We start from the raw sequence: 23,813 nt of genomic DNA, 5'->3' as shown, positions 1-23,813 counted from the left end.
AAAAGGAACGCATGGCGGCGGTGGCTTGATAGCTGCCGCCGCTCTTATTTTATGAGTCAATTTTTTCAAATCCATCCTGACAATCCGCAAGCGCGCTTGATCAGCCAGGCAGTACAAATTGTCAGGGACGGCGGCATCGTCGCCTTGCCGACCGACTCCTGTTATGCACTGGTATGTCATCTCGATGACAAGGATGCGGTGGCACGTTTGCGCCGTATCCGTAATGTCGACGACAAGCATCACCTGACGCTGCTATGCCGCGACCTGAGTGAAATCGCCTTGTATGCCAAGGTCGATAACCAGCAATACCGCATGCTGAAGGCGGCGACGCCGGGCGCGTATACCTTCATCCTCGAAGCGACCAAGGAAGTGCCGCGCCGCCTGAGCCATCCTTCACGCAAGACCATCGGTTTGCGCGTCCCGGAAAATCGCATCGTGCATGCCTTGCTGGAAGAATTGGCGCAGCCTTTGCTCGGTACCACGCTGATCCTGCCGGGTGAAGATGAGCCGCTGACCGATCCGGAAGATGTACGCGACCGCCTGAACAAGGTGGTGGACCTGGTGATTGATGGTGGTGCCTGCAGTTTTGAGCCGACCACCGTGATTGACCTGACCAGCGGCGAGCCCGTACTGCAGCGCCAGGGGCGCGGCGATGCCTCGCTATTTGGCCTGTAATGAGAACTCATTTCACCAATATCCGCGAGTGCGAACGCGGCTATTTGGGAGGTAGTGCAAGGCGTGTCGCGCCGCCAAGGGTGGTCCCCTTGGCAAGCGGCGCAACGCAGCAGTACGCCCAAATAGCCCGTTCCCTTCGGGTTCTTACCAAAAGCGGCGCTGGCCGCGTTGTGCTCCTTGCGCATAGGCCACTATGCGACGCGTCGCACGTCTTGCCAGCACCGCTTTTGGTAAGAACGCATCTCACGAATATTGGTGAAATGAGTTCTAACCTTTCCCATCGCGCTTGTCGGCAGTTGCCGGCAAGCGTGTCTTGTATGCCGCCACCGTGCTTGTGAGCGGGTATATATCCGATTGCTTTGGCTGTTATCGCGAACGACAGCAGCCCCTCTGATAAAATTCTGCCGATGAACGATCTTATCCAAACTTTTTCCGTTTATGCATTGCCTATCGTTTTCGCGATTACGCTGCATGAAGCGGCGCATGCCTATGCCGCCAAGTACTTTGGCGATACGACTGCTTATGCGCAAGGGCGCATGAGCCTGAATCCGCTCAAGCACATTGATCCTATCGGTACCTTGCTGATTCCTATCGTGCTGTATTTCGCCGGCAGCCCCTTCCTGTTCGGTTACGCCAAACCGGTACCGGTCAATTTCGCCAATTTGCGCAATCCGAAGAAACAGATGGCATTTGTCGCGCTGGCCGGTCCTGCGGCCAACCTGGTGATGGCATTGATGTGGATGTTGCTGGCGGTCTTCCTGCATGCCTTCGGTTCTACTGAAGAATTCCTGATGCGCATGGCGCAGGCCGGCATCCTGACCAACCTGGTGATTTTTGCGTTTAACCTGTTCCCGATTCCGCCGCTGGATGGCGGCCGCATCATGACCAGCCTCTTGCCGAATAAATACGCGTATAAATTTGCGCAACTGGAGCCGTATGGTTTCTTTATCGTGCTGGCGCTGGTCTTCCTGAAGGTGCTGCATTTCTGGATGATGCCGGTGATGGCGATTGCCGAAACCGGTTTGCTGTTATTGATTTCTCCCCTTACTTTTTTACTGAACTGAGTTTTCGTGTCGCGCCAACAGATGATGCAGATTCCAGGCACAAACGCACACAACGCTATGGACCGGGCTTCACCCTGGGTCACGCGCTTTGCGCCATTGATTCCCGCAGGGGAAGTAATGGATCTGGCTTGCGGAGCAGGGCGCCATAGCCGTTTGCTGGCGCAACTGGACCATGCGGTTCTGGCAGTTGACCGGAATGCCGAAGCACTGGCTTTGGCTGCCGGTCCCGGCATCCAGACCCTGCAAGTCGATCTGGAAACCGAAGATCCGGTCGCAACGTGGCCGTTTGCCGCAACCCGCTTTGCCGGCATTGTCGTCACCAATTACCTGCATCGCCCTTTATGGGGCAGCATGGTTGCCAGCCTGGCGAACGATGGGGTGCTGATCTATGAAACCTTTGCACTGGGAAATGAGCAATTTGGCAAGCCGTCGAATCCCGCTTTCCTGTTGGCGCACGGTGAATTGCTGGATGTCGCCCGTCAGTACGGTTTGCAGGTTATCGCCTATGAAGATGGGTATATCGCCGAACCGAAGCCGGCGATGGTGCAAAGGATTTGCATGATTAAGGCCGATAATCAGCCTGGTAAGGGTATTCCTGTCACAAATCTGCGCTTAAATTGAGCTTCTATTCTTTGCAAGAGCACACCACATAAGCGGGCGATCCGCTACAATCTAATATTATCCAATTTTTTCGCTCACACACTATTATGATTCAGGGCAGCTTAGTCGCAATCGTTACTCCCATGCACGCCGACGGTTCACTCGATTTACCGGGTTTGCGTAAACTGATTGATTGGCATATCGCGGAAGGTACAGACGGCATCGTGATCGTCGGTACCACCGGCGAATCGCCAACCGTCTCTGTTGATGAACATTGCGAGCTGATCCGCGTCGCGGTAGAACACACTGCCAAGCGCGTCCCTGTCATTGCCGGTACCGGCGGCAACTCGACTTCCGAAGCGATCGAACTGACCCAGTTTGCCAAAGACGTGGGTGCCGATGCTTCCTTGCAGGTTGTGCCTTACTACAACCGTCCGACGCAGGAAGGCATGTACCAGCACTTCAAGAAAATCGCCGAAGCGGTTGATTTGCCTGTGATCCTGTACAACGTCCCTGGCCGTACCGTAGCCGACATGTCGAATGACACCATCGTGCGCCTGTCGAAAGTGCCGGGCATTATCGGCGTCAAGGATGCGACCGGTAACATCGGTCGCGGCACTGAATTGCTGCGCCTGGTCCGCAAAGATTTCGCCGTATATTCGGGTGACGATGCAACTGCAATGGCCCTGATGTTCTGCGGTGCCAAAGGCAATATTTCGGTTACTGCCAACGTTGCCCCACGCGCCATGCATCAATTATGTGATGCCGCGGTGAACCAGCGCGTAGCGGAAGCGGTCGAAATCAACAACAAAATGATCCCATTGCACACCAAGCTGTTCATCGAACCAAATCCGGTGCCTGTGAAATGGGCAATGGTTGAGATGGGTTTGATTGCATCCGGCATGCGTTTGCCTATCGTGCCGCTGGCTGCGGAATACCACGATACCTTGCGCGCGGCGCTGCGTGAATCGGGTGTATTACAATAAGCCCGCTCAACAAGCCCTGATGTGGCGTTCGCAGCCGAAGTTGCCAGCTGAACCAGCTTTTTAAGTATTCAACATTATTACTCGGAAGATTTCTTACATGGCTCAAAGTAGCTTCGCAAAACGTGGAATGATTTACCTGCTCGCGCTGACTGGTGGACTGGCTGGATGCAGCTCCATCAATTCGATCCTCGAGCCGGGACGCATCGACTACAAAAGCGAGGTGAAAAAGACACCTACGCTGGAAATCCCGCCCGACCTGACCCAGTTGCAGCGTGAAAATCGCTACGCCTTGCCGGACTCGAATCGTGGCACCGCTACCGCTTCTTCGTACAATGCGCAGCAAGTGGCGCGTCCGACCGAACAGGCTGCCACCGTGGCACCGAAGGCATTCAACGATATCCGCGTCGAACGTGACGGCTCGCAGCGCTGGCTGGTGATCAACCAGACGCCTGAAGTGTTGTGGCCGAAGATCAAGGATTTCTGGCAAGACAATGGCTTCCTGATCAACCTGGAAGCACCGCAATCCGGCGTGATGGAAACCGACTGGGCAGAAAACCGCGCCAAGATCCCGCAAGACTTTATCCGCTCGACACTGGGCAAAGTATTCGACTCGCTGTACTCGACCGGTGAGCGTGACAAATTCCGTACCCGCCTCGAACGCGGTGCCAACGGTACCACCGAGGTATATATCAGCCATCGCGGCGCCGAAGAAGTCCTGACCGGTACCGACAAGGAAACCACGGTCTGGACCGCACGTGCCTCCGATCCGGATCTGGAAGCCGAATTCCTGTCGCGCCTGATGGTTTCGCTGGGTGCTGAAGATACGCGCGCCAAGGCAGCAGTGGCCAACGTCGTTGCACAATCGTCCCGCGCCAAGCTGGTCAAGGCGCCTAGCGGCAGCTACGTACAAGTAGACGAAAGCTTTGAACGTGCATGGCGTCGTGTCGGCCTGGCGCTGGATCGCGTCGGCTTCACCGTTGAAGATCGTGACCGCAGCCAGGGCCTGTACTTCGTGCGCTATGTAGACCAGGGCGACGATGCGAAAAATACCGAGAAAAAAGGTTTCTTCGCGAATCTGTTCACCTTCGGTTCTTCCAAGGCTGATAAGGATAAAGCTGCAGCGCGCTACCGTGTCGCCATCAAGAGCTCCGGTGACACCAGCCAGATCACTGTCCTGAACAGCGACGGCAAGCTCGAATCGTCGAAAACAGGCGAACGCATCCTGAGCCTGTTGAACGAGCAACTGAAGTAATTGTTGTAATGCCTGCTGACGGGGCCTGCGCATGAAATTTGCCAGCCTCGGCAGTGGCAGTGAAGGAAACGCCTTACTCATTTCCACCCAATCCGGCAGCACGCGTACTACGCTGATGCTGGATTGCGGCTTCGGCATCAAGGAAACCGAAAGACGTCTGGCCAGATTGCAGATGCTCCCGACGGATCTTTCCGGCATCATCGTTACCCACGAACACCAGGACCATGTAGGCGGCGTATTCAAGTTCGCCCGTCGACACAAGCTGCCGGTCTGGCTTAGCTACGGCACTTACCAGGCGGTGCACGACAAGTGTGATGGCGTACAGCTGAATTTCTGCCGCGATAACGAACGCTTCGCAATCGGCGACCTGGAGCTGTTGCCATATACGGTGCCGCATGACGCCCGCGAGCCGGTGCAATACGTCGCCAGCGATGGCGCACGCAGGCTTGGGGTGCTGACCGATGCAGGACATGGCACCGCGCATATGATCGCTGCCCTGGGCGGCTGTGATGCCTTGATGCTGGAGTGTAACCACGACCGGCAAATGCTGGTCAATTCCACTTATCCGCCTTCGCTCAAGCAGCGCATAGGCGGCGAGTACGGGCACCTGTCGAATCATGCGGCGGGGGAGATATTGGCGGCGCTTGATAAATCACGTTTGCAACGGATAGTCGGTGCGCATCTGAGCCTGAAGAACAATACGCCGGAGCTGGCGCGAGCGGCTTTAACGGAAGTGGTGGCAGATCGTGCTGAAGTCTTGATTGCCTGCCAGGAAGAAGGCTTCGACTGGGTCGCGGTGGCGGCGTCCTGAATCGATCATGTAGTTAAAACGTATAGACGTAAAAAAGCCGACCCGAGGGTCGGCTTTTTCATCCAGAAACTGGATTAATTACTTAGCTGCTGGTGCTTCAGCTGGAGCTGCTGCAGGAGCTGCTGGAGCTTCAGTTGCTGGAGCAGCTGGAGCTTCTGCTGCTGGAGCAGCTGCTGGTGCTGCTGGAGCTTCTGCTGCTGGTGCTGCTGCAGGTGCTTCAACTGCTGCTGGAGTTGCAGGAGCTTCTTCTTTTTTGCTGCAAGCGGTCAAAGCGATAGCCAACAGGGATGCGATCAGCAAGGATTTTGTCATGATTATCTTTCAATAACTAGGTTGATATTAATTTGCGATGAATAATTACCGGTAATTATCGCTCTATAGGGTGCTTCGTAGTATTTCGAACCATAATGCTGCGGTGCGATGAAACGAAACCTTCCTAACCGGTAATTATAGCGCTTCTTTTTGTCCGTGACACAACACTTTTACATTTTGGTAAGTGCGACTTTGTAACAAAATATGTAAGAGAACTGCCCGAATTTTTCCTGCGCCTCATTCTTTATGCACATTACTCCGGGCAATTTCGTTTATTTTGCTTTATCCCAGTCGCAGCCAGCCATCTTTGTGCCATGTATGGAAAGCATCGATTACATCGGCTGATGCAGAAGCGATAATCGTTCCACTGAGCTGCCGGGCGTTCGCCAACTCCGTCAAAATTGACAAATCTTCATCCCCGACTTCAAACGAAGTGCCATTAATAAAGATGTAATTGCTGCGATGCAGCATCTGGCTTTTGAGAGAAAGCTTGATACCGTTTTTCTTTGCGTTTTGCAGGAACTTGGCACGCGTCAGGTTTTCTTCCGGCGCATCGAAATAGATTTGTGCCTTCGGTTCCGATAGATATTCGCCAACAAACAATGCAATGTCTTCCTGCGTGAAGCGTACCTTGTTCAATTCGGCGGTGATACGCGACAACATCGTCGTGCTGATTTCTGCGCTGTGTTTGGCCGGTTTCAAGTCAGGGTCGGCATAGCGGCCCGGCAAGTCGATGGAATCGATCATCGATTCCAGGAAGGCTTCGCCCAGCTCCTGGTAGGACGGTGCGCGGAAGCCGATCGAGTAAGTCATGCATTCATCCATCGCCACCCCTTCATGGGCGTACTGTGGTGGCAGGTAAAGCATATCTCCGGGGGCGAGGATGAATTCTTCTTCCGGTTTGAAATTCTTCAGGATTTTCAATGGCATACCGTCGACCAGTGTCAGGTCGGTTTGCGCGCCTATGCGCCAGCGGCGGTGCCCGTGTGCCTGCAGCAGGAAGACGTCATAGGAGTCGAAATGTGCGCCTACGCCGCCGGTTTCGGTGGCGTAGCTGATCATCAGGTCATCCAGTCGTGCGTCAGGGATAAAGCTGAATTCGCGCATCAATGCATCGACCGCTTCGTCGTGCAAATTGACGCCTTGTACCAGCAAAGTCCAGTCTTTTTGCTTTAAGGGCGGCAACTGCTCGAAGGGACCGCTGTCCATATTCCACTCACGCTTTACATGTGTAATCAGGCGCGATTCCACATCTTCGCTCTTGACCATATTGAATAGTTCATCGCGTGACAGCAGGGGCTTGAAGTCGGGGATGGCCTGGCGGATCAACAAGGGTTTCTTGTGCCAGTAATCGCGCAGGAATTCTGCGGCGGTGAGCCCGCCTAAAAGAGTCAATTTTTTCATGGCGCCATTATATCGCTTGCCGTATTTGCCCGGCGCGCAGACTTGCCGTGTCACGGGATAAGTGCACGGGTATAATTGCGGCCATATTTAAATGAAAGGATCATCATGAAGATTGCCAAAAATACGGTCGTGACCGTGGAATACAAATTGTCAGACGCGCAAGGCGATTTGATTGAAGAAGGCCGTGAGCCTATGGTGTACCTGCACGGCGGCTATGAAAATACCCTGCCGAAGATCGAAGAAGCGCTGGAAGGCAAGGAAGCCGGCTTTGAAGACACGATCCAGGTCGAGCCTGAAGATGCTTTCGGTGAATACGATCCTAACCTGGTCAAAATCGAGCCACGCGCACGCCTGCCGGAACCACTGGAAGTAGGCATGCAGTTCGAAGGTTCGCCGGAAACCGAAGATGAAGATGAGCAACCACTGATCTTCACCGTGACCGATATCGCTGATGACAAAGTTGTGCTGGACGGCAACCATCCTTTGGCCGGCATGGCATTGCGCTTCAACCTGAAAGTAACCGAAGTGCGCGCTGCGACTGAAGAAGAAATTGCACATGAGCATGTCCATGGTGCGCATGGCCATCACCACGGTGCTGACGATGATGAAGGCGAAGAAGGCGATCACTTCCGTAGCCATCCTATCCACTGATAGCTGCATAGACGTCGCTGTCAAAAGGACGTCAGACATAAAAACGGATGCTCGCGGGCATCCGTTTTTTTTATTGTCGCGGCACGTGCACAGACCTGCTGCTTAGTGATGCGCAGCCTGTACCGTAATCGGATTGACCAGCGTGAACAAGTCACCGGCGGTCGGATTGACATGGATCTTGCGCCATGGCGGTTCTACCCGCAATGCACCTATATTGCCGCGCCAGCTGATGCCTTTCGGCGAGGCGGTCGGGCGCGTATTGTAGTCGCTGTGTACGATCAGGATCTTGCCGCGATACTTTTCAGCGAAGGCCAGAATCTGGCGCCGGAGGTCGGCGTAACCTTCACGCTTGCCGGAAGAAAACATCGATGAATGTTCTGCCTGCAGCAGCGGATTGCCATCACAAAAAATCACGATCCCATCTACCTTGCTGATTTTTGCCGTAATGAAAAGCCGTTTCAGCCAGTCGCTGTTGGCGGTCTGGCGGTCTTCAAATTCGGTATTGTGGCCGGCCGCGTTCAGATAGTTATTATTGTTGGACGGGACATTGATAGTCGCGAACATCACGTCGCCGATACGCCAGCGCATATTCTCGGCATAGCTGCGGAATTGCGACATCATCGACTGGCGTACCACCGGGATCTTGCTGTCACCGAAGGAAAACTCATCGGTGAACAAGAGCTCGCGCAGGCGGTTCATCCGATCATTTGCGATCAGGCGATTCTTGGTATTCACGCAGCGCGTCCAGTCATCGCCACTGACTGCCAGCACGACGCCATTCTTCGCGCTATCAAGTATGGTTTTCCGGTTGCGGTAGAGCGCATCGCTGCAGGGTTCTTCGGCAGCCTTGAGGCCGCTGGCGACGACGAAGGCGAGGTTGTCCGCATCGCTTTCCGTAATGGCTTCGCGTAATGCCGCTTCGCTGTCATTGGCCTTGACCGGTTTTGCAATCACACCGAAGCTGAACGGCGTCGCGTCATTTGCCTGCACCCATCCGCTATGGATGAGCGCGAGGCCGAGCAGCAAAGTTGATGCGACGATTTTCATGCGTTCATTTACTGATTGCTCAGTTCCTTCAGGCGATACAGTGCATCCAGTGCTTCACGTGGTGACAAGGCGTCCGGATTGATGGCGGCGATCGCTTCATCGACTGCAGATGCCTGCTGTGGTTCAGCTGCGCTTTCAACTGTAGTAGCGCTACCGCCGCCGGCGAACAAATCGAACTGTGGCGTTGCCTGCATCGAATTGGCTTCCAGCAATGCCAGGTGTTTGCGTGCTGCGCGTATCACCGGTTGTGGTACGCCTGCCAGTTGTGCCACCTGCAAACCGTAGCTTTGCGAAGCCGGGCCGGCCTGTACTGCATGTAAGAACACAATACTGTCTTTATGTTCCACTGCCGACAAATGAACGTTGGCGGCAGTAGGGTGGATTTCCGGCAACTGTGTCAGTTCGAAATAGTGGGTGGCGAATAGCGTAAAGCTCCTGGTGTTGTCTATCAGGTGCTTGGCGATCGCCCACGCCAGCGCCAGGCCGTCAAAGGTGGACGTGCCGCGCCCGACTTCATCCATCAGTACCAAAGAGTTCTCGGTCGCACCATTCAGGATGGCGGCCGACTCGGTCATTTCGACCATGAAGGTCGAACGGCCACCGGCCAGGTCATCGGCCGCGCCGATACGCGTGAAGATACGATCAATAGGGCCAATTACAGCGCTGCTGGCCGGCACGAAGCTGCCGACATAAGCAAGCAGGGTGATCAGGGCCACCTGACGCATATACGTCGATTTACCACCCATGTTCGGGCCGGTGATCAGCAAGAGCTTGCATTCGCTGGAAAGCAGACAATCGTTGGCGATAAAGCGTTCGATATGATTTTCGACGACCGGGTGGCGTCCTTGCTCTATCGTGATCGTCGGCTCGCTGACCAATTGCGGAGCACACCAGTTGTGGCGCAATGCATGTTCGGTCAGTGCAACCAGGGTATCCAGCTGTGCCAGCGCATGGGCGATGTTTTGCAGTGTAGGGATATGCTGCGTCATTTGCTGCAGCACCTGCTCATACAAATATTTTTCCCGCGTCAGTGCGCGCTCTTGCGCTGACAGTGCCTTGTCTTCAAACGCTTTCAGTTCCGGCGTGATGTAGCGTTCGGCATTCTTCAGCGTCTGGCGCCGACGATAGTCGTCCGGTACCTTGTCGGTCTGGCCGTGCGTGACTTCGATGTAGAAGCCATGCACCTTGTTGTATTCAACGCGCAGGTTGTTGATGCCGGTACGCGCGCGCTCGCGTGTTTCCAGATCGATCAGGAATTGCCCGGCGTTTTCCGACAGGCCACGCAGCTCATCCAGCTCGGCATCGAAGCCGCGTGCAATCACGCCGCCATCGCGCACCATCGCAGCGGGTTCCATCGCAATTGCGCGTTCCACCAGGTCCAGGCAATCGCCGGGTGTTGCGAGCGCCTCGTGTATGGTCTTCAGCAATGGTGCATCGGCGTTGCACATCGATACATAGGCGCGCAGCGAAGGCAGTTGTTGCAAGCCGCCGCGCATGCCGGCCAGGTCGCGTGGACGCGCCGACATCAGCGCGATGCGCGTGGTGATGCGTTCGACATCGGGTACCGATGCCAGTGTCGACGCCAGCCCGCTGCAGGCATCGGCATGCATCAAGGCATTGATGGCGGTATGACGCGCCATCGCCACGCTTTGATCGCGTCGCGCATGGTGCAGCCAGTGACGCAACAGGCGTGAGCCCATCGCGGTGCGGCAGTGATCGAGCAGCGAGAATAAGGTCGCGGCATTCGCATCCTGCCCACGTATGGTTTCGGTCAGTTCGAGGTTGCGGCGGGTGGCGGCATCGAGGCCGATGAATTCATTTTCGGTTTCTACGGTCAGCGTGCGCACATGTTGCAAGCCCTTGCCTTGTGTGGACTGTGCATAGCGCAACAAGGCACCGGCAGCACCTATCGCTGCGCTAAGGTTCTCTGCGCCAAAGCCGGTCAGCGTGCCGACATTCAATTGTTCGTACAAAGCCTTGGTGCCGTGTGCGATATCGAAATGCCAGTCGGGGACGGTCGTGTTTTTGGCCAGCGCAAATTCGCTGAACAAATCGTTGACGCTGCCAGGCAATAAAATTTCGGCCGGCGCAATGCGTTCCAGTTCATGTTTCAGGCGTACATCGGTATTTTCCGCATCCGTCGCAAATTCCATCAGCTTCAAGGCACCGCTGGCCATCGATAGCCATGCCAGCCCGATGGTGGCGGTTTTGCGTTGCGTGGTGCTGTAGAGTGCGAGCAAAGGCTGCTCGGATTTCTCCGGCAACAGGTCGGAATCGGTCAGGGTGCCGGGGGTGATCACGCGCAACACCTTGCGCTCAACCGGGCCTTTGCTGGTGGCCGGGTCGCCTATCTGTTCACAGATGGCAATCGATTCACCGAGCTTCACCAGTTTGGCTAAATACTGATCTACCGCATGGAAGGGTACGCCGGCCATTTTGATCGGGTTGCCATTGGATGCACCGCGCTGGGTCAGCGTGATGCCGAGCAGGCGCGAAGCTTTTTCCGCATCGTCGAAAAACAATTCGTAAAAATCGCCCATCCGATAAAACACCAGGGTGGTCGGGTACTCGGCTTTGATGCGCAGGTATTGCTGCATCATCGGAGTATGTTTTTCGTTGCCCTCAGGTGTTTGAGGCTTGATGGTTTTCATATGCTGGCTGTCATGTAAATGCGATCCGATGCTGGTGATGCAAACACCGGAACTTTTGAAGAGCGTATCGGGCTAGCTGTAGCGCCAAGACTTCCTGAATTCCGCAGGTTGATCATTGTACGAGAATGCGGCAGCGCACATCGGGAATATCGGCGTTTGCGCCGGGATATCGAGAGATTTCGCACGAGGGAAAACGGCCGGTCGTTAATGACCAGCCGTTTTATCGTTTCGCTCAGACGTATGTAATGACAAGTTCTTCCAGTCCGTCCACATGGCCCACCAGTTTATCGCCGCGCTGTACCGGGCCGACGCCGGCCGGCGTACCTGACATGATCAGGTCGCCGGCACGCAGTGTGATCATGTTCGACAGGTAGGAAATGGTTTCCGGCACATTCCAGATCAAGTCGGCCAGGTCGCCCTTTTGTTTCAGTTCGCCGTTGATCTTGAGCCAGACTGCGCCTTTGTCCGGATGACCAATTTGCGTTACCGGAGTAATGCCGGTGCAGGGTGCGGAGTTATCAAAGGCTTTGCCCATTTCCCATGGACGGCCCATTTTTTTCGCTACACCCTGGATGTCGCGGCGTGTCATGTCGAGGCCTACGCCATAGCCGAATACGTGATCGAGCGCTTGCTCGACCGGGATGTCGGCACCGCCGCGACCGATTGCGACGATCATTTCGATCTCGTGGTGCAAGTCCTGGGTCAGTTGCGGATAGGGAATGGTGGCGTGATTGGCGGCGATTGCATCGGCCGGCTTCATGAAGAAAAACGGCGGTTCACGGTCCGGGTCATGGCCCATTTCACGCGCGTGTTCGGCGTAATTGCGACCGACGCAGTAGATGCGTCCGACCGGGAACGGCTTGTCACTCCCGTTCACGGGTAAAGTCGTGACTGGCGGGAAATCAATTGCGTAATCCATCGTATTTGTTCCTGATGATAATTGGGGATTGCTTGCAGGGCATCCGCTGAAGCAGCGTGGCATTAACCCGGGAGGGCGTGAGCAAGAGCAAACATGATAAATTTTAAATGCGTCAAAATCAACTGGATGGACGCAAAGCCGCGCCGTACAAGCGTGTTTCCGCTTTCGGTATGATGGGGTTTTACTTTCCCGCAGGATGTATGCAATGGATGCAACAAGCCGTAGTGAACCAGACCTTGCAGCGCGACTGGGGGCAATGCGCTATTTGCTCATCCTGCTGATCCAGCGACTGGACGCGGACCAGCAAGTGAAGACTGCGGATTTGATGGCCGGTGTGCAGGCCGATTGGGCCGCGCTCGCGCCGGATATTGCCGAAGGGCAGTTACTTGATCAGGTGTTCAGGGAAACGCTGGATATCCTGCAAATTGCCGCAGGCGGCAAGCGGGACATGCCTGCTTAGGGAAGGGCGTGGTTCAGGATGCTGCAGGAAGAAACTGCCGGAACCCATGCAGAAGATGGATCCCGGCTGAAGTACGGCGGATTAACGTCCGCGCCCGCCCGAGCGGTGTGGTGCAGCCGGACGTGCATTCGAGTTGCCACCGAAGCCGCCGCGTGACGGGCCGTTCGGTTTCGGTGCCGGTGCCTTGCCTGATTTAGCTGGGGCGTTGCGGCCCTGGCCTTGCGGGCGACGACCTGGCGCATCGTTGCTGCGGCGCTGGATAGGCTGTGGCTTTGCATTCAGGTCAGGCTCAAAGCCGGGAATCACTTCCGACGGCAATTTGCGCTTGATCAGCTTTTCAATGTCCTTCAACATTTCCAGTTCATCGACGCATACCAGCGACACCGCTTCACCGGTAGCACCGGCACGACCGGTACGGCCGATACGGTGTACATAATCTTCCGGCACATTCGGCAAGTCATAGTTGACGACGTGCGGCAATTGATCGATATCGATACCACGTGCGGCGATATCGGTGGCGACCAGGACCTGCAGGCTGCCATCCTTGAATTCGCTCAAGGCACGGGTACGGGCCGACTGGCTCTTGTTGCCGTGGATCGCCATGCCGCTGATGCCGTCTTTTTCCAGTTGCTCAACCAGTTTATTCGCGCCGTGCTTGGTGCGCGTAAAGACCAGTACTTGCGACCAGTTATTGCTCTTGATCAGGTGCGCCAGCATCGGGTGTTTCTTGTCGCGATCGACCGGATGGATTTTTTGTTCAATGATTTCCACCGTCGAATTGCGACGTGCGACTTCTATGGTCGCAGGCGAGTTCAGCAAGCCATCTGCCAGCGCCTTGATTTCATTCGAGAAGGTGGCGGAGAACAGCAGGTTTTGGCGATTCTTCGGCAAGGCTGCGAGCACGCGGCGGATGTCCTTGATGAAGCCCATATCCAGCATGCGATCAGCTTCATCCAATACCAGGATCTGGATGTGGTTCAGGTTGACCGTGCCTTGTTGCATGTGATCGAGCAGGCGGCCTGGTGTTGCGACCAGGATATCCACGCCATGCTTGAGCATTTTGATTTGCGGGTTGATGCCGACGCCGCCGAAGATCACGGCCGAGTTCAGGTTCAGGTATTTGCCGTAAGTGCGTACGCTTTCTTCGACTTGCGCTGCCAGTTCACGGGTCGGTGTCAACACCAGTGCACGGATAGGACGTTGCGCGGAAGCGGACGCGTGCGGCGTGCCGCTGGTTGCGAGGCGATGCAAAATCGGCAGCGTGAAGCCGGCGGTTTTGCCGGTGCCGGTTTGTGCGCCGGCCAGCAGATCGCCGCCTGCCAATACGGCAGGGATGGCTTGCGCCTGAATCGGGGTAGGGTTGGTATAACCGCTTTCGGTAACGGCGCGAACAATTCCTTCGGCCAGGCCGAGGTCAGTAAAAGACATGGATACTCAATAGAAAATTATCGGCCTGTCGCCGCAATGGGCGCCAGTCGCAGGCAAACGGGGATTGGGGTGCGGAAGTCGCGAGACAGCGGCAAGGTGACTGGAGGTATGCCGTGTGCAGCGAGTATAACAGCAGTGGCTCTTGCGCCGGGGATTACTTGGCGAGACCAGGCTGAAAAACAAAAGGGAAATATCTGCCTGCAATGCAGCAGGCGGATATTTCCCTTTGTGGTGTGACTGGAATTACTTGGCGAACGGGCTCAGCAGCGAAACCATTTGTGCGAATACTTTTGGTGTGCCGGCCAGTACATCACCCTTGTACAGGTAATCGGATTCACCGGCGAAGGTACCCATGATGCCGCCGGATTCAGTGATCAGCAAGGAGCCGGCGGCCATATCCCAAGGCTGCAAACCTTTTTCAAAGAAGCCATCCAGACGACCACAAGCGACATAAGCCAGGTCCAGTGCAGCGGAACCAGGGCGACGCAGGCCGGCGCAGCTTTGCGTCATGATCTTGAACATCTTCATGTATTCATCGATGTCGTCGCCGGCGCGGAACGGGAAGCCGGTGCCGATCAGCGCGTCGGAAATCTTGTCGCGCTTGGTGACGCGGATACGCTTTTCATTCAGGTAAGCGCCTGCGCCTTTGGTCGCGGTGAACAAGTCATTGCGGGTCGGATCGTAGACTACCGCTTGCGTGATCTGGCCACGTTGTTGCAGCGCGATCGATACGCAATATTGCGGGAAGCCATGGATGAAGTTGGTGGTGCCGTCGAGTGGATCGATGATCCAGACGTTGTCGTTTTCGTCGTGCAGGTTGGCCGAAGCGCCGGATTCTTCGGCGAGGATGGCGTGGTCGGGGTAGGCGGATTTCAAAACATCTATGATCGCCTGCTCGGCGGCCTGGTCGACTTCGGTGACAAAGTCGTTAGGCTTTTTTTCGGTGACCTTGATACGGTCCAGATCGAAGGACGCGCGATTGATAATGGCAGCGCCGCGGCGAGCAGCTTTGACCGCCGTATTAAGCATGGGATGCATAGAGTTTCCGTTAAAATGGCGGTCCTCACGCCGCAGGGCGAGCAGAACCACCTAAATTGAAATTAATGAGCGATGCGGTATAGAGTTGCCATTTCTGACATGAATCCTACCGCGCAATGCCGCTATTTTAAATGATGCAGCCACAAACCGACACGCCTCTTTTCAATCGACTTCGTTTTGTCCTGGTGGAAACCAGCCGTCCCGGCAATATCGGGGCGACGGCGCGCGCCATCAAAAACATGGGTTTTACCGAACTGGTACTGGTGAATCCGCGCTTCCCGGATGCGGCGCTGCAAGAGGAAGCGGTGGCCTTTGCCAGTGGCGCGCAGGATATCCTGCAGTCGGCCCGCATCGTCAGTTCGATAGAGGAGGCACTGCTCGATTGCAACTTCGCAGCAGCAGTGACGGCCCGCCTGCGCGAATTCTCCCCACCGGTGATTTCGCCACGTGCATTGGCGACGCGTCTGGTGGAGGAGAGCGGTTTGCGCGCAGCAGTGGTGTTTGGCAACGAACGTTTCGGCTTGCCGAATGAAATCGTCGAAAAGTGCAATGTGCTGATCAATATCCCGGCGAATCCGGACTATTCATCGCTGAACCTGGCGCAAGCGGTACAGGTATTGGCTTATGAAGCGCGCATGGCGGCGGTAGGGGAAACGCGTGCCGTCACCGATATTGGCTTCCAGGGGGAGGCGGCGAGCATGGCGCAGATCGATGGCATGTATGCGCATCTGGAGCAGGCGCTGGTGGCAATCGACTTCCTCGATGCGAATAATCCGAAGAAGCTGATGCCACGTTTGAAGCGCCTGTTTTCCCGTACCCAGCTGGAAACGGAAGAGGTCAATATCCTGCGTGGCATCGCCAAGCAGATACTGGAGCAGAAGAACAAGGACTAAGGCGCTAGCCTCAGTTCCAGGTACGCATCAGGCCGACCGCCAGGCCTTCCAGCGCAAACTCATCGTGTGCGAGGTCGACCCGTATCGGTTCGAAGTCCGGGTTCTCCGGCAGCAATTCAATCAATGAGCCGGATTTCTTGTAGCGCTTGACCGTGACTTCTTCACCCAGGCGGGCGACTACGATCTGGCCGTTTTTCGCGGTATCGATTTTCTTGACTGCCAGCAGGTCACCGTCGAGGATGCCGGCGTCGCGCATCGACATGCCGCGCACTTTCAGCAGGAAATCGGGTTTGGCCGAGAACAGCGAACGATCCACATCGTAGGTCGCTTCTATATGTTCCTGCGCCAGGATAGGCGAGCCGGCGGCCACGCGACCGACCAGCGGCAGGCTGAGTTGCATCAGTGCCGGGTGTGGCAATGCCATCTGGCGGCCCGGGAAGCGTTCATCGCCATTGCCCATGTCACGCAGGCGGATGCCGCGCGAGGTGCCGGGCGAAATTTCGATCGCGCCCTTGCGTGCCAGTGCCTGCAAATGTTCTTCCGCCGCATTGGCCGAGCGGAAACCGAGTTCTGTTGCAATTTCGGCACGGGTCGGCGGGAAACCGGTATTTTCGATCGCATCGCGTATCAAATTCAGGATTTGTTCCTGGCGTGCTGTCAGTTTGATCATTGCCTTGGCCTGTTTTGTTGTGGTTCGTACATGTGACGACCGTAAACTGTTCGTATGAACAGTCTGTATTTTTATACAGTACATGCCTAAACGCAAGCTGATTTATGTGGTTTCGACAGAAATTGCCACGTATTCATGCGGTATTGCGCCGATAAATGCCTGAAAGCGTTGAGTTTTCCTGCTTCTGCGCGTATGATTGCGGGTTTTCCTCTTCCCACACTCGTCTTGACGCCGAGGTGGGCGATTTTCAATCCGTCCAAAAGGAGCTTACATGCGTCATTATGAAATCGTATTTATCGTTCATCCGGATCAAAGCGAGCAAGTGCCTGCAATGATCGAGCGCTACAAAGGTATCGTCACCGCACGCGGCGGCGTTATCCACCGTGTCGAAGACTGGGGCCGTCGTCAAATGGCGTACATGATCCAGAAATTGGCAAAAGCGCACTACGTCTGCCTGAACATCGAATGTGACGGCGAAACGCTGGCTGAAATCGAAACCGGCTTCAAATTCAACGATGCCGTTCTGCGTCATCTGACAGTGAAAATGAAGAAGGCTGAAACCGCACCATCGCCAATGATGAAGGCTGTGCAGAAGGAAGATGCTGCCAAGAGCCATCGCGCCGAGGCACCTGCTGCCTAATAGCCCTTTGACGTTACCAGACGGAGAGTGAATCAGCTTCAGTTTATTGCGACCATTGCCGAGCGTGAAATTTTGCGCTACACCCCGGCAGGCGTACCGATAGTGTCAGCAGTTTTGCTGCACAGTTCGCAACAAATAGAAGCAGGTGTTCCACGATTGGTTGAGTTTGAAATTGCCGCGATTGCCGCGGGTGAAATTTCAGGTCGATTCAATCAAGCCGAATTAGGCGGGACATATCAGTTCACTGGATTTCTGGCACGCAAGAGCCGTAACAGCAAAAGCCTTGTTTTCCATCTCACAGATTTCGAGAACCACATTTAGATACAGGAGCCCAAAATGGCATTCGGTAAAAAATTCGACAAGAACAAACTCAAAGAAAAACGCAAACAACAAAACCCTTTGTTCAAGCGTAAAAAATTCTGCCGCTTCACCGCTGCACACGTAGAACAAGTTGATTACAAAGACGTAGACACCTTGAAAGACTTCGTTCAGGAAAACGGCAAAATCATGCCAGCACGCCTGACCGGTACCAAGGCTATCTATCAACGTCAGGTTGATACAGCAATCAAACGCGCACGTTACCTCGCGCTGTTGCCGTACACCGATCTGCACAACGCGTAATTAACGACTTGATATAGGAGAAAAACATGCAAGTCATTCTGTTGGAAAAAGTCGTTAATCTCGGCAACCTCGGTGAAGTTGTAAAAGTCAAAGACGGTTACGCACGTAACTTCCTGATCCCACAACGTAAAGCACGCCGTGCTACCGCTGCTGCAGTCGCTGAATTCGAAGTCAAGCGCGCAGAACTGGAAAAAATCGCTGCAGACAAACTGGCAGCTTCGCAAGCTCAAGGCGAGAAATTGACCGGTCAAACCGTTCAAATCACGCAAAAATCGGGTGTTGACGGCCGTTTGTTCGGTTCCGTTACCAACTCCGATATCGCTGAAGCGTTGACGAAACAAGGCTTTGCAGTTGAAAAAGCCCAGGTTCGCCTGCCAACCGGTCCGTTGAAAGTTGCCGGCGATCACGTTGTTGCAGTTGCATTGCACACCGACGTAGTCGTGGAAGTAACGATCACCGTTATCGGCGATCACGCTTAAGTCGTATTAAAGTAACACGGGCACCAGTTGCCCAGAAAAAGCCGGGTTTTCCCGGCTTTTTTATTGCCTGATTTCTTAAAGGGAAGCCTCGCAACAGGTATAATTCGCGCCATGAACACCCGTGCCGATCCGCAATTAGAGTCCCTTCGCGTTCCCCCGCATTCGATAGAAGCAGAGCAATCCGTCCTTGGCGGCTTGCTGCTCGACAATGCGGCCTGGGATCGTATTGCCGATTTCGTCAATCACGACGATTTCTATCGCTACGACCACCGGATCATCTTCCAGCACATCGTCAAGCTGATCAATAACGCGCGTCCGGCAGACGTCATCACCGTCTTTGAAGCGCTGACCAATAGCGGCAAGGCCGAAGAAGTGGGCGGCGTCGCCTACCTCAACGCATTGGCGCAAAACACACCTTCCGCTGCCAATATTCGCCGCTACGCCGAAATCGTGCGTGATCGCGGCGTACTGCGCAAACTGATTACCGTCTCGGACGAGATTTCCGGCAATGCCTTCAATCCGCAAGGCAAGGAAGTCAAACAGATGCTGGATGAAGCTGAATCCAAGATCTTTGCGATCGCGGAAGAGGGCGCGCGTGGCGCGCAAGGCTTCCAGGAAATCCAGCCCTTGCTGACGCAAGTGGTCGAACGTATCGATGAACTGTATAACCGCGACAGCACCAGCGATATTACCGGTGTGCCGACCGGCTTTGCCGACCTGGATCGTATGACTTCAGGCTTGCAGCCGGGTGACCTGATTATCGTCGCCGGCCGTCCATCGATGGGTAAAACCGCGTTCTCGATCAATATCGGTGAAACCGTGGCGATTGAAAGCGGTTTGCCGGTCGCGGTCTTTTCGATGGAGATGGGCGGCGCCCAGCTGGCGATGCGTATGCTGGGTTCGGTCGGTCGTCTCGATCAGCATCGCCTGCGTACCGGTCGCCTGGCCGATGAGGATTGGCCGCGCCTGACGCATGCGATCCAGAAAATGAACGATGCACAGTTGTACATCGATGAAACCCCGGCGCTGAACTCGATCGAGTTGCGCGCCCGTTCGCGTCGCCTGTCGCGTCAATGCGGCAAGCTGGGCCTGATCATCATCGATTACCTGCAACTGATGTCGGCCAATTCCGCCGGTGAAAACCGCGCCACCGAGATTTCGGAAATCTCGCGTAGCCTGAAAGGTCTGGCCAAGGAATTGAATTGCCCGGTGATTGCACTCTCGCAGCTGAACCGCTCGCTGGAACAACGCCCGAACAAACGTCCCGTCATGTCCGATCTGCGCGAATCCGGCGCGATTGAGCAGGATGCCGACGTGATCCTGTTTATTTATCGCGACGAAGTCTATAACCCCGATTCGCCGGATAAAGGTACTGCCGAGATCATTATTGGTAAGCAGCGTAACGGCCCGATTGGTGCGGTACGCCTGACCTTCCTGGGTCAGTACACCAAGTTCGAAAATTACACCGGCTCAGCCGCCCTGTATCAAGGGGATTGATGTCTTTTAGTGTCAGTTTGCCTGTTCTTGTTTTTTAGAATTCCGGTGAAGGCCCGGCCTTTGCCACTACAGTATTTCAACATTTTAATATTCAAAGAGAGTAATCATGTTTGGACGACTTCTGCCGAAAGAAGGTAAATTTTTCGACCTCTTCAATGAGCACGCTGAATTTTGCGTAAAGGGTGCACGCGAAATGGTCGCGCTGATGACCAATTTTGACGACCTGGAAATCCGCGTACACGCCATTGAAGGCATCGAAAAACAGGCAGACAAGGTGACCCATGCAACGCTGGATGCGCTGCATAAAACCTTCATCACGCCGCTGGATCGTGATGACATCCATCAACTGATTACCCGTATGGACGACATCCTCGACTTGCTCGAAGATGCCGCACAAACCATCTCCCTGTACGACATCAAGGCGATCACGCCTGAAGCCAAACGCCTGGCCGAGCTGTGCCTGGCCTGTACCGAAAAGGTCAAGGCTGCGGTCGGACTCTTGCACAATATGGATAACTCGCGCGAGATCCTCTCGATCTGCCAGGAAATCGATCGTCTGGAATCGGATGCCGACCATGTAATGCGCGCGGCGATGTCCAAGCTGTTCCGTGAAGAGCCGGATGTCCGTAACCTGATCAAACTCAAAGCCATTTATGAATTGCTGGAAACCGTGACGGATCGTTGCGAGGACGTAGCCAATATCATCGAAGGCATCATTGTCGAGAACGCTTGATTCATTGAGCGTATCGTTGGTGCGCCTTGCCATTATCTTTTAAATGATGTGCAGGGCTGTCTTGTAAGTTTCGCGGTTACTGACGTAGTTGTCGGTGACATACGCAGATTGAACAAAGAATAAATATCCATGCAAACTCTCCACATGAGCCTTTATGTCCTGGCCTTTTTGATCATATTGGCTTTGATATTCGATTTCATGAATGGCTTTCATGACGCGGCAAATGCAATTGCGACGGTTGTATCAACCGGCGTATTGAAGCCGCAAACCGCCGTGATGATGGCAGCATTTTTCAACTTCATCGCAATCGGCGTTTTCCACCTTAAAGTGGCAATGACGATAGGTACAGGCACGATTGATCCCATAGTGATTGATCACTACGTTGTATTTGGCGCATTGGTGGGTGCGATTGTCTGGAATGTGGTGACTTGGTATTTCGGTTTGCCGTCGTCCTCATCGCATGCATTGATCGGTGGCCTGGTTGGCGCAGCAGTGGCCAAGGCCGGTACCGACGCACTGATCGCTTCCGGCTTGATTAAAATCATCGCCTTCATCGTATTGTCACCTTTGCTCGGCTTCCTGTTTGGTTCCTTGATGATGGTGTTGGTGTCGTGGCTGTTCGTCAGGTCGACACCGCGCAATGTCGATCGTTGGTTTAGAAGATTGCAATTATTTTCTGCGGCAATGTACAGCCTGGGTCATGGCGGTAACGATGCGCAGAAGACCATGGGGATTATCTGGATGCTGTTGATCGCTGCTGGTGTATCAACCGCTGCCGATCCGCTGCCATGGTGGGTCATCATCAGCTGCTACACTGCGATCAGCCTTGGTACTTTGTTCGGTGGCTGGCGTATTGTCAAAACGATGGGGCAGAAAATCACCAAGCTGAAACCGGTTGGTGGCTTCTGTGCCGAAACCGGTGGTGCTATTACCTTATTCCTGGCAACAGCTTTGGGCGTGCCCGTATCGACCACGCATACCATTACCGGTGCAATTGTAGGCGTTGGTGCTTCGCGCAAAATGTCGGCAGTCCGTTGGGGTGTGGCAGGTAATATTGTCTGGGCGTGGATCTTCACGATTCCTGCTGCGGCGTTTATGGCAGCGATTGCATGGTGGTTGGGGACGATGATTTTGTAATCATTCCCGCGCATAAAAAAAGCCTGCTGATTCAGCAGGCTTTTTTGTTTCTGACGGGGCAGAGTTACTACAATACTTCGCTCGCGTGATCCGCCAACCGTGAACGCTCACCACGCGCCAGGGTGACATGACCACTATGGCCCCAACCCTTGAAGCGATCGACCACATAGGTCAGGCCGCTCGAACCTTCGGTCAGGTAAGGCGTATCGATTTGCGCGATGTTACCGAGGCAAATGATCTTGGTGCCCGGACCTGCACGGGTGACCAGGGTTTTCATTTGTTTCGGTGTCAGGTTTTGCGCTTCATCGATGATGAGGAATTTGTTGACGAAGGTCCGGCCGCGCATGAAGTTGAGCGACTTGATCTTGATGCGTGAGCGGATCAGGTCTTGCGTTGCAGCGCGACCCCATTCGCCGGCATCGTTGTCGGACTTGTTCAGCACTTCCAGGTTATCGTCGAAGGCACCCATCCAAGGCGACATCTTTTCTTCCTCGGTACCAGGCAGGAAGCCGATGTCTTCACCGACCGGCACCGTGACGCGGGTCACGATGATTTCGCTGTAGAGCTTGGTTTCCAGTACCTGTGCCAGGCCGGCAGCAAGTGCCAGCAAGGTTTTACCGGTACCGGCCTGACCCAGCAGGGTGACGAAATCGCATTCCGGATCCATCAACAGGTTCAGCGCAAAGTTTTGTTCACGGTTGCGGGCAGTGACGCCCCATACGCTGTTCTTGGTGTGTGCATAGTCACGCAAGGTCTGGATGACCGCCGTCTTGCCGTTGATTTGTCGTACCTGGCCGTAGAACGACGCTTCGCCGTTTTGCGGTTCCATGTAGACAAACTGGTTCACCAGCATCGAAGGGACGACCGGGCCGCTCAGGCGGTAGAAGGTGTAGCCGGTGCCGTGCTTGTTTTCCTGCCAGGATTCCATGCCTTTCGCATGCTTGATCCAGAAGTCGTCCGGCAATTGCATGATGCCGGAATACAGCAGGTCGGTATCTTCCAGTACGTGGTCATTGAGGTACTCTTCCGCCGGCAAGCCCATTGCACGCGCCTTGATGCGCATATTGATATCTTTCGATACCAATACGATGGCACGGCCCGGATATTGGGCTTCCAGTGCGCGTACCACGCCGAGGATCTGGTTGTCGGCTTTGCCCATGGGCAGGCCTTCCGGCAGCGTGACGTTTTGCAGCTTGGTCTGGAAGAACAAACGACCCTTGGCATCCTTGTTGCCCAGCTTGGACAGCGGGATGCCTTCGTCTATTGCATTTTCTTCGACACCGCTTACCAGCGCATCCAGCGAGCGCGATACCTGGCGTGCGCTGCGCGCAACTTCGGACATGCCTTTCTTGTGATCGTCGAGTTCTTCCAGCGTCATCATCGGCAGATAGACGTCGTGTTCCTCGAAGCGGAACAGCGAAGTCGGATCGTGCATCAGGACATTGGTGTCGAGCACAAACAGTTTGGTGACGCCGGACTTGTCAGTCGGGCGGCGGGCGCCGGATTTTGGTGCCAGCGCGACGGTTTGTGCAGAGGATGCGGCGCGCGGTTTGGTGGCGGGCGTCTTGTCGGCGATCTTGGCGCGGACAGGGGCCGGGGCTGGGGCGACTGGAGTTGCTACTGCAGTTTTGCGTGCTACCGGTTCAATCAGGGTCAGCGATTTGACAATCTTGTCCTTATCCGCCTTCGGATAATCTTGCGGTGACAGCAATGCGGCAGGCTTGGTCGGTAATTTAGGCAGGGGCATCAGGACCTCGATCTAGAAAGTTTGAGAACATTTACAACAGGTGCTAACGGTGATGCAGACGCGAAAAATCGTTGTAGGACAGCAAAAGAAAATGCCGA

The 23,813-nt window shown here is 54.9% G+C and carries 25 protein-coding genes; 16 read left to right on the top strand and 9 right to left on the bottom strand.

The window, feature by feature from the left end:
• Positions 1 to 51: 51 nt before the first annotated feature.
• The 6 genes from ACFQPC_RS07645 (at position 52) to ACFQPC_RS07620 (ending at position 5,388) form a co-directional block, all read left to right on the top strand.
• Positions 52 to 675, top strand: coding sequence for an L-threonylcarbamoyladenylate synthase (locus ACFQPC_RS07645; RefSeq protein WP_382271250.1), 624 nt, complete (start codon positions 52 to 54; stop codon positions 673 to 675).
• 407 nt (positions 676 to 1,082) lie between these two features.
• Entirely contained in the window at positions 1,083 to 1,739 is a 657-nt protein-coding gene (locus tag ACFQPC_RS07640; RefSeq protein WP_382271248.1) for a site-2 protease family protein, read from the top strand.
• A 57-nt stretch (positions 1,740 to 1,796) separates the two neighbouring features.
• Positions 1,797 to 2,360: a class I SAM-dependent methyltransferase gene (locus ACFQPC_RS07635; RefSeq protein ID WP_382271246.1), complete on the top strand. Its 564-nt coding sequence runs from the start codon at positions 1,797 to 1,799 to the stop codon at positions 2,358 to 2,360.
• A gap of 86 nt (positions 2,361 to 2,446) precedes the next feature.
• Positions 2,447 to 3,325 carry a 4-hydroxy-tetrahydrodipicolinate synthase gene (gene dapA / locus ACFQPC_RS07630; protein ID WP_012079139.1) on the top strand — a complete coding sequence of 293 codons (879 nt, stop codon included), beginning with the start codon at positions 2,447 to 2,449 and terminating at the stop codon, positions 3,323 to 3,325.
• A gap of 97 nt (positions 3,326 to 3,422) precedes the next feature.
• Complete coding sequence (gene bamC / locus ACFQPC_RS07625) at positions 3,423 to 4,577, top strand: outer membrane protein assembly factor BamC (protein WP_382271243.1); 1,155 nt, start codon at positions 3,423 to 3,425, stop codon at positions 4,575 to 4,577.
• Positions 4,578 to 4,608: 31 nt separating this feature from the next.
• The gene (locus ACFQPC_RS07620; RefSeq protein WP_382271241.1) at positions 4,609 to 5,388 is read left to right on the top strand and encodes an MBL fold metallo-hydrolase; all 780 of its coding nucleotides are present in this window, start codon (positions 4,609 to 4,611) and stop codon (positions 5,386 to 5,388) included.
• Between the two features lie 78 nt (positions 5,389 to 5,466).
• Here the strand turns inward: ACFQPC_RS07620 and ACFQPC_RS07615 are convergent, their stop codons facing one another.
• Positions 5,467 to 5,700 carry a hypothetical protein gene (locus tag ACFQPC_RS07615; protein WP_012079142.1) on the bottom strand — a complete coding sequence of 78 codons (234 nt, stop codon included), beginning with the start codon at positions 5,698 to 5,700 and terminating at the stop codon, positions 5,467 to 5,469.
• 282 nt (positions 5,701 to 5,982) lie between these two features.
• Complete coding sequence (locus tag ACFQPC_RS07610) at positions 5,983 to 7,104, bottom strand: JmjC domain-containing protein (protein WP_382271239.1); 1,122 nt, start codon at positions 7,102 to 7,104, stop codon at positions 5,983 to 5,985.
• Between the two features lie 105 nt (positions 7,105 to 7,209).
• On the opposite strand from ACFQPC_RS07610, the gene ACFQPC_RS07605 reads away from it, so the two are divergent.
• Positions 7,210 to 7,755, top strand: coding sequence for an FKBP-type peptidyl-prolyl cis-trans isomerase (locus ACFQPC_RS07605; RefSeq protein WP_012079144.1), 546 nt, complete (start codon positions 7,210 to 7,212; stop codon positions 7,753 to 7,755).
• Positions 7,756 to 7,857: 102 nt separating this feature from the next.
• Here ACFQPC_RS07605 and ACFQPC_RS07600 read toward each other — a convergent pair whose 3' ends face one another.
• The 3 genes from ACFQPC_RS07600 to ACFQPC_RS07590 all read right to left on the bottom strand — a co-directional run bounded on the left by ACFQPC_RS07600 (position 7,858) and on the right by ACFQPC_RS07590 (position 12,372).
• Positions 7,858 to 8,802 carry a hypothetical protein gene (locus ACFQPC_RS07600; protein WP_382271237.1) on the bottom strand — a complete coding sequence of 315 codons (945 nt, stop codon included), beginning with the start codon at positions 8,800 to 8,802 and terminating at the stop codon, positions 7,858 to 7,860.
• Positions 8,803 to 8,810: 8 nt separating this feature from the next.
• Complete coding sequence (gene mutS, locus ACFQPC_RS07595) at positions 8,811 to 11,453, bottom strand: DNA mismatch repair protein MutS (protein ID WP_382271235.1); 2,643 nt, start codon at positions 11,451 to 11,453, stop codon at positions 8,811 to 8,813.
• A 232-nt stretch (positions 11,454 to 11,685) separates the two neighbouring features.
• A complete protein-coding gene (locus tag ACFQPC_RS07590; RefSeq protein WP_382271233.1) occupies positions 11,686 to 12,372 on the bottom strand; it encodes a fumarylacetoacetate hydrolase family protein in 687 nt (228 codons plus the stop codon).
• Positions 12,373 to 12,577: 205 nt separating this feature from the next.
• On the opposite strand from ACFQPC_RS07590, the gene ACFQPC_RS07585 reads away from it, so the two are divergent.
• Entirely contained in the window at positions 12,578 to 12,832 is a 255-nt protein-coding gene (locus tag ACFQPC_RS07585; protein WP_382271231.1) for a hypothetical protein, read from the top strand.
• Positions 12,833 to 12,913: 81 nt separating this feature from the next.
• Here the strand turns inward: ACFQPC_RS07585 and ACFQPC_RS07580 are convergent, their stop codons facing one another.
• Both ACFQPC_RS07580 and ACFQPC_RS07575 read right to left on the bottom strand, forming a co-directional pair.
• The gene (locus ACFQPC_RS07580) at positions 12,914 to 14,260 is read right to left on the bottom strand and encodes a DEAD/DEAH box helicase (RefSeq protein WP_382271229.1); all 1,347 of its coding nucleotides are present in this window, start codon (positions 14,258 to 14,260) and stop codon (positions 12,914 to 12,916) included.
• A gap of 243 nt (positions 14,261 to 14,503) precedes the next feature.
• Positions 14,504 to 15,298, bottom strand: coding sequence for an inositol monophosphatase family protein (locus ACFQPC_RS07575; RefSeq protein ID WP_382271227.1), 795 nt, complete (start codon positions 15,296 to 15,298; stop codon positions 14,504 to 14,506).
• A 131-nt stretch (positions 15,299 to 15,429) separates the two neighbouring features.
• Here ACFQPC_RS07575 and ACFQPC_RS07570 point away from each other — a divergent pair, with 131 nt between their 5' ends.
• Positions 15,430 to 16,191, top strand: coding sequence for an RNA methyltransferase (locus ACFQPC_RS07570; protein ID WP_382271225.1), 762 nt, complete (start codon positions 15,430 to 15,432; stop codon positions 16,189 to 16,191).
• Between the two features lie 10 nt (positions 16,192 to 16,201).
• Here ACFQPC_RS07570 and lexA read toward each other — a convergent pair whose 3' ends face one another.
• Positions 16,202 to 16,861, bottom strand: coding sequence for a transcriptional repressor LexA (gene lexA / locus ACFQPC_RS07565; protein WP_012079157.1), 660 nt, complete (start codon positions 16,859 to 16,861; stop codon positions 16,202 to 16,204).
• A 271-nt stretch (positions 16,862 to 17,132) separates the two neighbouring features.
• On the opposite strand from lexA, the gene rpsF reads away from it, so the two are divergent.
• The 7 genes from rpsF (at position 17,133) to ACFQPC_RS07530 (ending at position 21,968) form a co-directional block, all read left to right on the top strand.
• Complete coding sequence (gene rpsF, locus ACFQPC_RS07560; RefSeq protein WP_012079158.1) at positions 17,133 to 17,501, top strand: 30S ribosomal protein S6; 369 nt, start codon at positions 17,133 to 17,135, stop codon at positions 17,499 to 17,501.
• 27 nt (positions 17,502 to 17,528) lie between these two features.
• Positions 17,529 to 17,822 carry a primosomal replication protein N gene (gene priB, locus ACFQPC_RS07555; RefSeq protein ID WP_012079159.1) on the top strand — a complete coding sequence of 98 codons (294 nt, stop codon included), beginning with the start codon at positions 17,529 to 17,531 and terminating at the stop codon, positions 17,820 to 17,822.
• A gap of 15 nt (positions 17,823 to 17,837) precedes the next feature.
• Positions 17,838 to 18,122: a 30S ribosomal protein S18 gene (rpsR, locus tag ACFQPC_RS07550; RefSeq protein ID WP_012079160.1), complete on the top strand. Its 285-nt coding sequence runs from the start codon at positions 17,838 to 17,840 to the stop codon at positions 18,120 to 18,122.
• Positions 18,123 to 18,148: 26 nt separating this feature from the next.
• Positions 18,149 to 18,601, top strand: coding sequence for a 50S ribosomal protein L9 (gene rplI / locus ACFQPC_RS07545; protein ID WP_382271222.1), 453 nt, complete (start codon positions 18,149 to 18,151; stop codon positions 18,599 to 18,601).
• Between the two features lie 111 nt (positions 18,602 to 18,712).
• The gene (locus tag ACFQPC_RS07540; RefSeq protein ID WP_012079162.1) at positions 18,713 to 20,098 is read left to right on the top strand and encodes a replicative DNA helicase; all 1,386 of its coding nucleotides are present in this window, start codon (positions 18,713 to 18,715) and stop codon (positions 20,096 to 20,098) included.
• Positions 20,099 to 20,204: 106 nt separating this feature from the next.
• Complete coding sequence (locus ACFQPC_RS07535; protein ID WP_012079163.1) at positions 20,205 to 20,831, top strand: DUF47 domain-containing protein; 627 nt, start codon at positions 20,205 to 20,207, stop codon at positions 20,829 to 20,831.
• Positions 20,832 to 20,960: 129 nt separating this feature from the next.
• Positions 20,961 to 21,968, top strand: coding sequence for an inorganic phosphate transporter (locus ACFQPC_RS07530; protein WP_382271219.1), 1,008 nt, complete (start codon positions 20,961 to 20,963; stop codon positions 21,966 to 21,968).
• Positions 21,969 to 22,035: 67 nt separating this feature from the next.
• On the opposite strand, the gene ACFQPC_RS07525 is transcribed toward ACFQPC_RS07530, so the two are convergent.
• A complete protein-coding gene (locus ACFQPC_RS07525; protein WP_382271217.1) occupies positions 22,036 to 23,715 on the bottom strand; it encodes a PhoH family protein in 1,680 nt (559 codons plus the stop codon).
• Between the last annotated feature and the right edge of the window lie 98 nt (positions 23,716 to 23,813).

Origin of the sequence: Herminiimonas glaciei (assembly GCF_042664955.1) — a bacterium.
Taxonomy (GTDB): Bacteria; Pseudomonadota; Gammaproteobacteria; order Burkholderiales; family Burkholderiaceae_D; genus Oxalicibacterium; species Oxalicibacterium glaciei.
This window is presented reverse-complemented; position numbering and strand designations above follow the sequence as displayed.